This is a genomic window from Bilophila sp. T19-St14, assembly GCF_059728385.1.
The window spans coordinates 529187-542540 of sequence record NZ_BAAGFT010000002.1 but is presented as its reverse complement, the minus strand read 5'-3'; the positions used below and the strand labels follow the sequence as shown (position 1 = coordinate 542540).

10 protein-coding genes are annotated in these 13354 nt (G+C 58.5%); 4 read left to right on the top strand and 6 right to left on the bottom strand.

The features are described 5' to 3' along the window. Window positions 1-86: 86 nt before the first annotated feature. Complete coding sequence (locus AC6I1V_RS16850) at window positions 87-983, bottom strand: DMT family transporter (protein ID WP_308772095.1); 897 nt, start codon at window positions 981-983, stop codon at window positions 87-89. A gap of 895 nt (window positions 984-1878) precedes the next feature. After that, on the bottom strand, window positions 1879-4980 hold the full coding sequence (locus tag AC6I1V_RS16845; protein WP_497737265.1) for an EAL domain-containing protein: 3102 nt from the start codon (window positions 4978-4980) through the stop codon (window positions 1879-1881). Window positions 4981-5395: 415 nt separating this feature from the next. On the opposite strand from AC6I1V_RS16845, the gene AC6I1V_RS16840 reads away from it, so the two are divergent. After that, entirely contained in the window at window positions 5396-5788 is a 393-nt protein-coding gene (locus AC6I1V_RS16840) for a helix-turn-helix domain-containing protein (protein WP_479860128.1), read from the top strand. 1187 nt (window positions 5789-6975) lie between these two features. On the opposite strand, the gene AC6I1V_RS16835 is transcribed toward AC6I1V_RS16840, so the two are convergent. The 4 genes from AC6I1V_RS16835 to AC6I1V_RS16820 all read right to left on the bottom strand — a co-directional run bounded on the left by AC6I1V_RS16835 (window position 6976) and on the right by AC6I1V_RS16820 (window position 11105). Next, a complete protein-coding gene (locus AC6I1V_RS16835; RefSeq protein ID WP_486854940.1) occupies window positions 6976-8379 on the bottom strand; it encodes an ATP-binding protein in 1404 nt (467 codons plus the stop codon). Continuing rightward, a complete protein-coding gene (locus AC6I1V_RS16830) occupies window positions 8376-9086 on the bottom strand; it encodes a response regulator (RefSeq protein ID WP_486851089.1) in 711 nt (236 codons plus the stop codon). Before AC6I1V_RS16830 ends, AC6I1V_RS16835 begins: the two co-directional genes overlap by 4 nt. A 243-nt stretch (window positions 9087-9329) precedes the next feature. Next, the gene (locus AC6I1V_RS16825) at window positions 9330-9605 is read right to left on the bottom strand and encodes a histone (protein ID WP_308772087.1); all 276 of its coding nucleotides are present in this window, start codon (window positions 9603-9605) and stop codon (window positions 9330-9332) included. 240 nt (window positions 9606-9845) lie between these two features. Then, window positions 9846-11105: a 4Fe-4S dicluster domain-containing protein gene (locus AC6I1V_RS16820; RefSeq protein ID WP_302554374.1), complete on the bottom strand. Its 1260-nt coding sequence runs from the start codon at window positions 11103-11105 to the stop codon at window positions 9846-9848. 404 nt (window positions 11106-11509) lie between these two features. Here AC6I1V_RS16820 and AC6I1V_RS16815 point away from each other — a divergent pair, with 404 nt between their 5' ends. The 3 genes from AC6I1V_RS16815 (at window position 11510) to AC6I1V_RS16805 (ending at window position 13144) form a co-directional block, all read left to right on the top strand. Further along, window positions 11510-11794, top strand: coding sequence for a hypothetical protein (locus AC6I1V_RS16815; RefSeq protein ID WP_302554373.1), 285 nt, complete (start codon window positions 11510-11512; stop codon window positions 11792-11794). Between the two features lie 135 nt (window positions 11795-11929). Next, window positions 11930-12187 (top strand): TIGR03905 family TSCPD domain-containing protein, encoded by a 258-nt coding sequence (locus AC6I1V_RS16810; RefSeq protein ID WP_302554372.1) that lies wholly within the window; start codon window positions 11930-11932, stop codon window positions 12185-12187. 390 nt (window positions 12188-12577) lie between these two features. After that, window positions 12578-13144, top strand: a complete 567-nt coding sequence (locus AC6I1V_RS16805; RefSeq protein ID WP_497737264.1) for a hypothetical protein — start codon at window positions 12578-12580, stop codon at window positions 13142-13144. The last annotated feature ends 210 nt before the right edge of the window (window positions 13145-13354 follow it).

Below are 13354 nucleotides of genomic sequence, written 5' to 3'. Positions count from 1 at the left end.
GCGCGAAAAAAGGTGCCGCGCTCTTGGAGCGGGGCACCTTGTGGGGCCGTGTTAACGGAATCCGCCTGATGGGGCGTTTTTTCCCGTTATCGGAGCAGCAGGATCGCCGCCCCGGTGCAGGCTATGATGGAGCCGATGATGGAATTGTGGGCGGGGATGCGGCGCTCCATGATCCCGGTGATGATGAGCAGGGCGATGGGCTGAAGCCCGATGAGCATCGCGGCGACGGCGGCGGGGAGGTAGTCGAGGGCGACGCACGAAAGCCAGATGCCCCCGGCGGGGCCGAAAAGGCAGCCGAGCGGGAAGAGCTTGAGGATGCCGGGGTTGGCCTTGAGGTTCCCGAACGCCGGACGGATGGCCCCGAAGGCAAGCCCGACCGTCCAGATGCCCACTGTGGAAATCGCGTTGCGGTAGAAAGCCAGCGGCAGCGCGCCGATGCCCTCCTGGAGGGCCTGCTTGGAAAAAACGATGCCGAGCGCGACGAAGACGGCGGCAAGGAGCGAAATGATGACCCCTTTGTTGCGCTGCCTGTTGGATACCGGGGGATTATGGGCGTCCCGCTGTTCGGAGAGGATCACGAGGATCACCCCGCATGTCGCCACGAACATTCCGAGCCAGCCTTGCAGCCCTATATATTCGTTCAGATAGATGGAACCGAAGAGGGCGGTGAAGCACGAGGACAGCGATTGGCATACCTGCGCCGGGCGCAGGCCGATGGTCAGCGCGCCCGCGTATTGGCAGGCGTCGCCTATGATGATCCCGAACACCCCGGAGGCCGCCGCCAGCCAAAACAAATGCAGCGACGGAAGCCACAAGTCGCCCGTAATCAGGCAAAAGATGCCGAGCACCACGCTTGCCAGCGGCTGCCGGATGAGCATGACCGCCGGTATCCCCACCACCCTTGAGGCCGTCGTATGGACGACGCACCCAAGGGCCCATGAAAAGGCCGTCGCTATAGCCAGAAAAACGCCGAACCCGGACATACGACCCATCCCTCCTGAAGTTCTCGCCCTGCGTAGCACGCCTGTTGCCGCATGTCATCATCTTGTCAGGCCGTGTTGTTGTTTAATATATAACTATTTGAAATTATTGAAACAATATTTTTGTAATCTGAAAATATTTTAATAATTTCAATATATTATATCTAATTGACGGTACGGCCTAGAGCGGCATCCGGGAAAGGAAATTGGTTCAGCCCGGAAAGCGGAACGTGCCCCGATCCATTTTTGCGGCGTCCAGAACCCTCTCTTGCCCATGAAGATAAAAGACTTTTTTCATTCGCATCCGGTGGGGAAAGCTGCATGTCTGGAGAGTGCCCCCGCTGTAAAGGAAGGGGGGAAGGCGTTTTCGCGGAAGCTGGAAACGGGGGAAAACAGGGCCGGGCGTTCCCGCCTGGCAAAGGGCCCGGCGGGTCGGCGGATTGAGTACAGGAAATGCAGGCGGCTTTTCCTCTCAGATTCGCGTCCGGGCTGATGCCGTTCCCGCTGTTCCCTCCATTCGGGAATGGAGGAAGGGAAAATGGAGGAAGGGAATCGGGCTAGGCATGATTTGCAGAGGGACAGGATTGGGCAGGGGCATAACCTCGCCGTACTTCCTGATAAACGTGAAAATCGGCAAGGTGATCGATCCGGGGCGGTTCCGCAGAACCATGTACGGCATTACCCCCAATAGGGGGTACGCGGATTTTCCGGTGGGGCGGCATCGGCCCCTTGAAATCAGGGGCTCACTCAAGAACCAGATAAGATGCGGTGCCATCCTCCATAACGGAAAAAATTTGATCTGCCTGAGAAGTATGCAGCATCACATGCCTTTTCTCGTCCAGATGAAAAGGCCCGCCCTCCTCACCGTTTCCCCCGGAGGGGCAGGAGCGCAGGCCATTCAGTTTCGGCCGGGTCCAGAGTTCTCTCTCTCTCTCTCTCTCTCTCTCTCTCTCTCTCTCTCTCTCTCTCTCTCTCTCTCTCCGGTTGGCGCGGGGATGCCGTGATCCTCGTGCTCGGAAAGCCACGGGACAAGCTGGCCGCCGGGCAAGGGCCGGGCATAATAGAAGCCCTGTATGCTTGTTGCCCCAATTTCTGAAATGATTTTCGACTGTTCTTGGTTTTCAACACCTTCAGCGACGATCGCCATGTTGAAGTGGCGGGCAATGTCGATGACGGCCTTGCATACCTGCCGGTTGCTTTCGGACGTTTCGAGGTTCTTGATGAACGAACGGTCGAGCTTGAGGGTACTGATGGGGAGATGGGTCAGATAGCTCAGGCTGGAGTAGCCCGTGCCGAAGTCATCAAGCGCAAAGCGGATGCCTTTATCCCGCAGTTGCTGCATGACGCTCTTCACCTGCTCAAAGGAATTGATGAGCACGCTCTCGGTGATTTCAAACTCAAGCTGTTGTGGGTTGATGCCGTGATACTGGATGATTTCCACAACCCTGCTGACGAAATTGGTCTGGAGAAGCTGGATGGCGGAAATGTTTACGGCGACTTGGAAAGGGAGCCCCGCAACACTTGCCATATTGAGAAGCTGGCGGCAGACGGTGTCGAGCACAAGGTAGCCGACATCCACGATGAGGCCGGTCTCTTCGGCCACAGGGATGAATTCGGAGGGGGAAATAAAATTGCCCGCAGCGTCCCGCAGGCGCAGCAAAGCCTCGGCTTTGCGGAACAGGCCCGTGCTGATCTCGAAAACCGGCTGGAAATGCACCTCAAAATCGCCGTTCGCCAGCGCGGATCGGATGAGGATTTGGAGCAGCTTCTTGCGGGAGAGGCGCTGATCGAGTTCCTTGTTGAACTGGTAGATGCCGCGGCCTTCCTTGCGGGCTTCGGCAAGGGCGAGCTCGGCGTGGGTGATGAGGGTGCTCGGATTGGTGCCGTCTTGCGGCGAAACGCTGATCCCGGCGTCGATGTTGCAGGTGTACTCAAGATCCTCAATGGTGAGCACGCGTATGAAAGAGGCCCTGACGGACTGGGCAAGGCGTTCGGCCTGCGGGCCGTCAGCGCCGGGAAGCAGGACAAGGAAATCGTCCCCACCGGAACGGTAGAGGCTGCCTTCAGGCACAAAACGGGCAATGGACAGGCTCACGTCCTTGAGCAGGAGATCGCCTTTGGCGTGGCCGAAGGTTTCGTTGAACAGCTTGAAATCGCTGATGTCGAACAAGACGACGGCACAGTGCTTGCCCTCGCGCAGCATGTGCTGGAGGTTCCTGAGCGCGGCCTGCCGGTTGGGGATGTCGAGCAGGGAATCGTGGTAAGCCATGTGCTCAAGCCTGCGGGCGTGGAGCATGCGCTCGGTGATGTCGATGCCGCTGACGAGGTAGACCATCTCATCGTTGAGCCAACGGATTTTTTTATGGCGAAGCTGGAGATAAATCTGTTGGCCGTCCTTTTCGATGAGGCAGTCCTGCCCTTTGAGGATGGCGCAGTCGATGCAGGGCTTGTCGAAACGGAAAAAGGAACGGTAGCAGGATGAACCGGGTATGCATTCAGGCCGGATGCTGCGGATCTGGCGGTTGGCGAACAGCACCTCATGGCGGAGCGGGTGGACGACGAAGAGGTAGGCGTCCACGTTATCCATGATGGTCTGGAGGGCTTTGCGTATCTGCTCTTTTTCGCGGCGGCGCTCCTCTTCAATGAATTCGGCGTCGATCCGAAAACGGTCGGCGGCCTGCTTGTCATAGAAGTTCACCCCTGAACGCTGGCTGCATGCCTGAGCAGCGCGGTCAATGAGGCCGGAAAACGTGAGGGCGTCGTACGGCGCGACGGCGATGCCGATGGAAAATTCCACGGAATCGGGCTCCCCGTCGAAAGCGCAGGCGGCGCCAAGCGCCCGCTGAAGGCTGCGGGTAAGGTCGGTCACTTCGCGGAGGGACTCGTATTGATCGGCAAACAGGATAAACGAACCGGCGCGGCAGTGGATGGGCACATCGTTCTCGCGGGCGAGGCTGCGGAGGATGGCCCCCGCGTGCTGAAGGAAAAGGTTTTTCCAGCGGCTGCCGTGGCGCTGTTCGATTTCGCTGAGGTTGCGGAAATCCACGAGAATGAGGGCCTGTAAGTTGAGGCCGGTGAGAAGGTTTTTTTCAATAATGGCTTGCCCGGCTTCGAGCGTGTACAACCCTGTCAAGGACGAAATCTGTGCGGGCTGGAGCGGCGGGAGATCCCGTGCGGGCTTGGGGGTGACGTCCTTAAGCGCGCAGATGATCCTGTCTTCGCCGGCCCGGCCGCGCAAGACGGTCATGCGGGCCTCGGCCTGCCGCCATGTGCCGTCGTTATGGCGTATCCGTACGGAAAGGCAGTCGCAGCCAGCCAGCTTGCCTATGGCTTCCATATGTTCATGGACGATGGCGAGGTCGCTGGGGTGAAACAGGCAGATGAGATCCTCCGCACTCCTGAAGTGATGGCGCGGGTGGCCGAGGAAACGCTCCACGCCATCGGAAACGGCGAAGCCGCCCCCGGATACGGAACGTTCCCAAATGATGTCGGATACGGCGGGGTCGCGGGGGAGGATGCCCGGAGAAGAGGCGGGCGGGAGGTTGGAGGCGTCCCTAAAGCCGCCGATGAGATACAGGGGCGTCCCGCTGCCGTCGCGTAGGCTGCGGGCGTAGGCATCCACGGGAATCCAGCTCCCGTCACAGCCAAGGCTGCGGATCCGGCGTGAAAAGGTATCCTGCCCTCCGGAATGGAGCGAATCAATGTCGGAACGGAATAAAGGCCGATCGTCAGGGTGGATCGTTTCGTAGGCTTCTTCAGCCGGGAGGCATCGGTTGGCGCAGGCAAAACGGGAATCACCGGAAAAAATACAATCGGCACCCGGAGCACAGGCCTGTTCCCAGACGATTTCGGCTGAGGTATCTCCAATAACCTTATGGAGATTAAGAGAAGATGCGGCTCGCTGCCGGGCCGGAACCCGCACTTGGGAAGCGGCTGCGGCCTTAGAAGCCTCATCCGAAGGGGAGGCGCAAGTCGGTTGATTCTGAGCTTGCCTTGCCATTGAACGTCCTTAACAGGTGCATCTCTTCACGACAGACAGGAATTAACATGCTCCGCTCTAAAGAGCAAATACAGAATAGATTGTATGTTATATTCATGTATTGGCGGTACGCATTGAGCGCGGCACGTCACGCCTGTCCGGTGAGGGGGACAGGCGTCTTCGGGGCATTGTTGAGGCGAAGGAGGGAGAGGTCAGGTTCGGCCGCACTCCTTGGGGATGTACGTTGATCATTTGGTAGGGGTTCGGTAGAGTTCTGTGGTCACATCATTTCTCAACCGCCCACGCCCTTTATTAACCATTTTTGAATTATTGTCAATCAAAAATGGAATTTTCCGGCCGGATCCGGCAACGACGATCCGATTGCGCCCTGCCGGAGGAAAGCAAAGGGGCTGCGGGCTTTGGATGCACGTTGCCTATGGAATCATTGCAGGAACGGCTGAAGGCCGTACGGGGCGCCATGACACAGAGCGAATTCGCCACACGTCTGCGGACGCCGCTCACCACGCTTGGGAGGTACGAACGCGGCACCAATATGCCAGATTTGGAGTTTATCATCAACGTATGCTCCGTTTTTGATATATCTCCCGGCTGGCTGCTGTTCGGGCGCGGCGCGATGCGCGAACGGCATAAAGAGCTCTCTTCAGGATGCGACTGCCGCCAGTGCCCACTGTTGTTGAAGGACTTGGATGAGGAACGCGCCGAGCGCCGGGAGCTTTCCGCTGAAAACCGCCAGCTCTATGCTGAAAACCGCAGGCTGCTGCAGGAAAACGGACGCTTGCGCGAGGAACTGGCCCGGCTCCGCCCCTGATCCCGCCCTAAAGCGGGGCGTGGACGGTGCCCCTCACAAGATGGCGGCGGGTTGGGCCGTTTGTTTTTCAACCGCACCTTATGGACTGCGGAGTTTCTTCAGCGGAACTCCGCTCTTGGTGCTGGCGGACAACGGAAACTCCCCGTTTTCCATCCCCCTGCGTGGGAAGGCCACTGAGCCGACGTGGTTGAGCTTATCCGTTTCCATCCCCTTACGGGGGAAGGTTCCCCGGAGAAACGGACGGCCAGATCATGGCCGTCTTCCGTATGGTTGCAGCAGGGACATCGCTCACGGCGTATGGAAAAAGGCTGTACCGTAGAGGACGCTTGATGCTTTATTTCCTGAAATCACAAAGGAATAACTGCTAAAATGCCCTAGGCACGGCGTCCATCGGCAGGCGTGCGGCCTATTCCTGATGTGTTCAATAATATGTCCCAATCATGGAGCCCTTCGACGGAAAAACTGGAGAAAACGTCAGTATTTTCCATCCCGTGGAGATAAAAACCACATGCCATGACAGGGGCATGGAAAAGGCGTGACCAAGCAGATTCGATCTCTTCGCCGTTTTTTTGATGGGCGAGGCTGGCTATAGCCGCTCCCGCCTGTGGCCCCGGCGGTCAAGAAATCGCTGGGTTCCGTGTTCCCATAGCCTTGATGCTGTGGGGGCGTGACCTTGCGGGGTTAGGGACACCCAGACGGCCCAGCCGGGGCGATGGCGCTGTTCCCGGAAGGTCATACGTTTCAAAGAAGAAGGCTGTGCCATAGAGGACGCTTGATGCTTTATTTCCTGAAATCACAAAGGAATAACTGATAAAATGCCCTAGGCACGGTGTCCATCGGCAGGCGTGCGGCGTATTCCTGATACGTCCAATCATATGCCCCAATCGTGGAATCTATCGCCGGAAAAACTGGAGAAAAAGTATATTTTCAGCATATTGTGGAGATAAAGCAACCATATGCTATGGCGGAGCCAAAAAGAAAGGAGCCGGCGCCTGTCCTGATGCGGCTGTAGGCGGCATGGAAAAGGAGCGGCAGGCAGGGGCACCGTATTAAACCTGATTGCCCGCGGCAAACGCTCAGGAATCCCGAACCCATTCCACTCCGTTGGGAGGGAAAACGGAAGGGCCGGAAGGCGGGCGCGCGGGCCTGCCCTTGCTCCACATTCCTTTTCGGGCGGATTGGCAGGGTCAGAGCGGGAACAGCATCCTGACCAGAAGCCCCCCTTCCGGGCGGTTCATGAGCAGCACCTTGCCTCCGCTCGCCTCCACGAGATTGCGCACGATGGACAGCCCAAGCCCATGCCCGCCTGTTTTCCGGTTGCGCGACGTCTCCAGACGCACGTAGGGTTCCAATACGAACTCAAGCTTTTCTTCGGGGATGCCCGGCCCGTTGTCCAGGAAATCGATATACAGCCACTCCCGGCCTTCGGAGTCCCTTTCGTGATGGATCTCAATGTCGGCGCAGTCCCCATAGCGCAGCGCGTTGTCCACGACATTTTCAAAGGCGCTCCGCAAACGGCTCCAGCTTTGGAGCACGGCGGCCGTGTTCCCGCGCAGCGTTACCCGCTCCCCGATGCCCTGTCTGTCTTCTACCAGGGCTTCCAACAGCGGCATCACCGCAATCGGCTGCCGGATGTCTTCAATGCTCCGCGCGCTCCGCAAAAACGTAACCGTGCGGTTCAGCGTATCGGTCAAATCGTCCACGTCGGCGCACAGCTTTTCCCGCAGATCGTCCTGCGCCACCTGTTCGAGCCGCAGCCGCAGCCGGGTCAGCGGGGTACGCAGATCGTGCGAAAACGACGTCAGGAAGCGTTCCCGTTCCTCGAATGATCGTTGAATGCTCGAAAACATCCTGTTGAATGCGGAAGCGGCCTCGCGTACTTCCACAGGCCCGGAATCCGTCCGCAGCGGCGAGATCTTCTGCGTCCTGCCGAAACGGTCTGTTGCCGCCACCAGCTTGCGCAAGGGCCGCAGCAGCCAGTTCAGCGCCAAGGCCACCCCGCCCATGACCAGCAGGAATTCCATCGCCAGCGCCGCCGTATTCAGCCACAGCCGGTTCCGCGGCATGAGTTCTGTCTGGTGCTTGGCGTAAATCCAGATCCCGTCGGGCCTGCGCAGGGCGATTTCGGCCTGTGCATAGCGGTGCGTCAAAAACATTTCGAGATCGCCGTATTTCTCTTCACTGCTCATGGCGGTGATCGGTGCATGCGACACCACGATCCGGGTCAGGAGATCCGTGTACCGGATGTTTTCCTGCTTGAACGCCTGTTCAAGGCGCTTCCGCAGGCTCCGCGAGAACTTCGAGCCGTCCTGCGGCACGTCCGGCGGCAAATACGAGACCCGGATCGAGAATACGTCGTCATTCGGATTGAACAGCCCGTTGCGCTCGGCAACCGCAGGCAGTTTGTCCAGCAGGCGGATATGGGTAAGGAAGAGGCGGCTTTCGTTTGAAGCCACTATGCGGAGCAGGGCCTGATTGCGCCAGTAGTTGGCTATGGGCTGGATAAGCAGCCAAAACAGGGCAAGGCTGATTACGTTGATCAGGAAGAAGCGTCCGAAGGAAGTCTTCGGAAGCAGGCGGTCAAGGTTCATGCGCCGTGCTCCACATCAACGGAAAGCATATACCCGCCGCCGCGTACCGTCTTGATGATTTTGGACGTGCCCGTGTCCTTGAGCACCCCGCGCAGGCGGCTCACCTGTATGTCGACGCTGCGATCGAATACGTCGGCGTCGCGTCCCTGCGTCTGCCGCAGCAGGTATTCGCGGCTCAATACGGCGAACGGCTCGTCAAGGAACACGAGCAACAGCCGGTACATCGCGTCGCTGAGGGCAATCCGCTCGTCGCCCTGCGAGAGTTCGCGGGAACGGACGTTGAGGGTCCATCCGGCGAAACGGCGTATGTCGGACTGCGCCGGGGCCTGCCCTTTGTCGGAAGCACGGCGGAGGACGGTTCGGATGCGGGCGAGCAGTTCGCGGGGATCGAACGGTTTGACCACATAGTCGTCCGCGCCGAGCTCAAGCCCGACGACCCGATCCGTGGAGCTGTCCAGCGCCGTCAGGAAAATGACCGGGATCGACGACGCCCCCCGAAGGCGGCGGCACAGGCTGAGGCCGTCTTCTCCGGGCAGCATGATGTCGAGGATAATGAGATCGAAGCGGGCATGATCGAGCTTCTCGAAAAGCCCCGCGCCGTCCGCCGCGGTTTCGACGGCCATGTCGTAACGGGCAAGGTAGGCGGAGAGCAGCTCGCGGATGTCGGCATCGTCGTCAACGACGAGAAGGCGTGTTTGTTCTGGCACGGATCACCTCCCATCCCGCCGGGCCTTCCGGCCCGCCAACGGCGGCCCTGTCGCCGGATGGCCTCGTCCGGGGCGATCCGAGCATGCTCCATTTGCTGGTAAAAGAAAAGGTTCCCTTTGGGCGGAACCGGGAACGCGGCGGCTTCCCGAAAACGGGCGCCCCGCGTCCCCCCTTGGGGAGGCCCGTTACGGCCGAAGGGATGCGGGGCTTTCCCGGCGGGCGGCTTTCCCCGCCGGAAAGGGCTATCGGCAGATGCCGCAGTTCATGGGATCGTGTCCGGGCTTGTCGGGATGCTTCGATACGTCGGCCCCCATGCCTTCCCAGTCGAGGATGCCGGGCCGTTTCCCGGTCTGCGGATCGGGCGCGAGTTTGTCGGTATCGCTGCTGGTATTGATGATGGAGCCGGGCCGCGTGTAGGATTGGCTGTCCAGGGAGGGCATTTCAGCGAAGGAAACGGTGGAAATTCCCATTCCGAGGACGAGGGCCCCGGCGACGATCAAAGAAGTATGCTTCAACATGGTAGTTGCTCCTTTAGGGCTCGTTGCCCTGTGAAAGCGAAACTACCCGTAAAGTGTTTCATAAGGATGTGCCGAATGCAGCGGAATGTAACAAAGTGTATCGGGATTGCCGGAAAAGCCGCACCCCGTGGGGAACGGGCGGCTTCCGCCCGATGGGGCAGGCTGCCCCATCGCCTTGCCTGATCAGGCAAAAAAGCCGGCGGGGGCAAAACGCCGCCCGCCGGCCTTTTGGATGTTCCGCTATCCCATCCTGCCGATGAGGTTTTCCAGATAGCGGGATTTGAGCTGCGCCACGGCGAGCGCCCTTGGTGCGCCGGGAAGCTTCATGATCGCCCCGATGACCGCCGCCATGATCCGATGGTTGCCCATCGCGTCGTTGTCTTCGAGAAGTTCCTTGATCATCCCCCGTTCGGCGGCCATGGCGACCACGCGGTTTACGGTATTGAGGGGGGTAATGGCGCGTTCGGGCCGGGCTTCGAGCATAAGCTGGCCGAAGGCACAGGAACGCACGCACACGCCGCACCCGATGCAGCGATCGGGATCGACGAAAGCGAAGCGTTTGCCCGCCGGGCCGTCTTCCATATGGATGGCATTGACCGGACAGATTTTTTCACACTTGCCGCACCCCCGGCAGCCGTTCCCGGCGCGGGCGATGAAGTTGGAATGGATGGTTCGGGCGATGGCGAAGCGCTTGACCGCCAGCAACGCCTCACAGCAGCACCCGCAGCAGTTGCAGATGAAGTTCACGCCTTCACGGGTGTTTTCGCCAAACTGGACGAGGTTGTGCCCCTGCGCCACGGCGAGCAGATCAAGGCATTCGGCGGCGTCCACCTGCCGGGCGTGGCCGTATTTGATGAGCGATCGGGCCGAGGTGTTGAATGTCATGCAGATATCCATCGGGGCGTCGCACGCCCGCCCAAGGTGCTGCATTTTATGGCGGCAGTAGCACATGCTGATGCCGATGTGCGAGGCTGTCTTGATGATGTGCGAAGCGCGCTCATAGTCGAGGACTTCCAGCTTGCCGTCCTGCGGGAGCGCGGCTTCCTGTACGAAGATGCGCCCAAGCGGGGTTCCGTTCTCGACGAACAGCGCCTTGACGAAATCCTCTTCGACGTTGAGATATTGGTAATACAGTTCCGCCAGCGCCTTCTGGTTGACGTCGCCGCGCACGCGCATCATGGAAAATTCAAAGAACCCGGCCATCGGCGGGGGCAGACAGAACATCTGCCGGCCGTTTTGCTCCATGTCGAGCAGCATGGCCCGCCCCGCGAGGTCTTCCAGCATATTCTGGGCGGTGGCCTTGTCGAGCTTCCAGATAGCGGCGGCGCGGTCTACGGTGAAGGGTTTGATGGGCAACTGCGCCACCAGCCCGGCTTCCTTTTCGGAAAAGAGGATTTTCAGAATGGCGAAGAGGCTGTCGGAAAGCGGCGCGCCCTGCGGGAACTGGTTCAGCCGATCCGCAAGGCGGTCATACAGGGAATTGGAATAATGATGGGCCATAGCGTACCTCGTGTCATGTCATGCGTAAGGACGTCCATTCCGTGTTCACGCAAAATCGATTTTGGGTCAAGAGTGCTATCCGGTGCGTTTTTCATGTTCCTTTATCAATCTTGGCGTGTTACGCAATGCTGCCTTCTTTCCGCACCGTCACCCGCGCATTGTGCCTGTTTTCCGCCGGGACGGTTTCCCGGCTTTCATCCATACGTATCCAGCCTTATGCCCACGGTTCCAGCATGTGCCCCACCTCCGTTTCCGCTTCGGCTTCATTCATATGCCGTTCATTTCTATCATACTGTCCTTGTTGGTGAAGAATATTTTGTTCAGCCCTGTTTTCCCTCTGCCCGTTTTGGGGTATACTGTTGCCCGGCGCTCTCTGTGCCATGCAACCGAACAAGGAGTTTACCGTGTTTGTAAAATGGTTTCCCGCTCTGGCCGTCCTCGGCGTCCTGTGCGCGTACCCGGCCCACGCCGCCGAACCGCTGGAAGATGCTTCGGAAGCGCTGGAGAACCTTGACGACCTGGTCAAGTCCGTGGACAGTGTCGGGCATTCGTTTGGGCGCATCGTGCAGCCGCGGCAATACGGATTCCGCTGGGACGGCGGGGGGATCGGACAGGATTCCGATTCGTCGCGTATGCCGGGGGATTCCCGTTTCCGGGATGGGCGCTGCGACGATGGGCGTGATGATTAGCACGCCCCAGCCTTTTCCGCAGCGAGGTCTTGCCCCGGCGTTTTCTGGGCTTTTGCTGCGGGGCTTTCCGTTTGGGACTGCGGGGCCCGCGGTTCCCGCTTTCTGGTCACATTCTGATGATAAGGATTTGTTTTCATGGCTATTGCTCCTCTTATGGGCGTGTGTTCGAGCGCGCTCCAGTATGATATTACCGATGACGGCCGCGTGACCGGCGTCCGTTTCGCGGGCGGCTGTCCCGGCAACCTTGAAGCCGTCTCCCGCCTTGTTGAAGGGCTTCCCGCCGAAGCCGTCATTTCCCGGCTTGAAGGCATCCGGTGCGGCAGCAAGCCCACGTCCTGCCCCGATCAGCTCGCCCGCGCCCTCAAGCGTGAGCTTGCCGCACGCGGAGCGTAACGGAACGGGACGGGAAACCCGGAAACGGGGGAGGGGGGAAGGGAACCTTTAAAAAGGTTCCCTTCCCCCCTCCCCCGAACCCCCTCCCCTCATCCCTCTAAACTTTTCCTCTTTATTGAATCCCTCATGGTGTTTTTCCCTTGCTTTCCCGTATTGGGGCAGGGTGGGACATTTGGGTTTGGCGCACCATTGGGGGATATGAGGAATGAGGGATATGAGGAAAGCCGTTTTGAAGGTCAGCAAGAGAGGCCGCCCGATCCCTTGGATCGGGCGGCCTCTCTTGGTTTGTGGGCTTCAGCCTGTTGTGGATACGAAGTATCCGAAACAAGAAAACACCCGCTATGCGGGTGGTTTTGATTTTGGGGAAGGCAGTGTTATAGAAAACGGTTGATGCTTTTTTCCTTGAAACTCCAAAGGGATAACCGGCAAAATGCCTTAGCCGTGGATCCCGCCAAGGGGAAAACTGGAAAAAAGCTCCATTTTTCACCGCACTGTGGAGATGAAACAACCACATGCTATAACAGAGCCTTTGGGAAAGGTTTCCCTTTCTATCGCCACATTTCCGTTCGTGCCGGGAGCACGGCGGGGCTTTCCTTTCCCTGTTTTTTGTGTCTTGGGCAGTTGCTTTTGTTCGTTATCCGTTTGGAGGCCCCATTTCGTGTTGGTATGCGAAGAACAGGGATGGCGCGGATACGGAAGGCAGCTCCCGGAACATGCGGATGTTTTTTACTTGGCTCTGTCATGGCGTGGTTGTTTCATCTTCACAACATGATGAAAATACGGCCTCTTCATCCAGTTTTCCCCTTGGCGGAATTCTTAGCTAAAGCATTTGGCTGGTTATTCTGGTTGGCTGTGTTTAAGTTTGTGGCTGATACAAGATTCCAACTGGAAAGGAAGAGTTCTTTGGAAATTATTTGGAGGTCTCGCAACAATTCTTCAAAACTGGATTTCATGTAATGAACAAAAAATGAGAGAGGCCCACATCACCAGACGTGGAACGAGCTTTTATCTATTGATTTTCATTGAAAAAATCATCAACCGTAAAATTGAACACAGCCTTCTGGTTATTCCTTTGGGACTTCAAGGGAAAAGCATCAACCATTTTCAGCGTGCCGGAATGTTTTTTCATTCCCCCTAGCGCGGGGTCCTCTGGATTTTTCCCCACGC

Coding starts and splice junctions, on each gene's coding strand:
- AC6I1V_RS16850 (WP_308772095.1), bottom strand. CDS start 983: ATGTCCGGGTTCGGCGTTTTTCTGGCTATAGCGACGGCCTTTTCATGG.
- AC6I1V_RS16825 (WP_308772087.1), bottom strand. CDS start 9,605: ATGTTGAAGCATACTTCTTTGATCGTCGCCGGGGCCCTCGTCCTCGGA.
- AC6I1V_RS16820 (WP_302554374.1), bottom strand. CDS start 11,105: ATGGCCCATCATTATTCCAATTCCCTGTATGACCGCCTTGCGGATCGG.
- AC6I1V_RS16810 (WP_302554372.1), top strand. CDS start 11,930: ATGGCTATTGCTCCTCTTATGGGCGTGTGTTCGAGCGCGCTCCAGTAT.
- AC6I1V_RS16845 (WP_497737265.1), bottom strand. CDS start 4,980: ATGGCAAGGCAAGCTCAGAATCAACCGACTTGCGCCTCCCCTTCGGAT.
- AC6I1V_RS16840 (WP_479860128.1), top strand. CDS start 5,396: ATGGAATCATTGCAGGAACGGCTGAAGGCCGTACGGGGCGCCATGACA.
- AC6I1V_RS16805 (WP_497737264.1), top strand. CDS start 12,578: ATGCTTTTTTCCTTGAAACTCCAAAGGGATAACCGGCAAAATGCCTTA.
- AC6I1V_RS16835 (WP_486854940.1), bottom strand. CDS start 8,379: ATGAACCTTGACCGCCTGCTTCCGAAGACTTCCTTCGGACGCTTCTTC.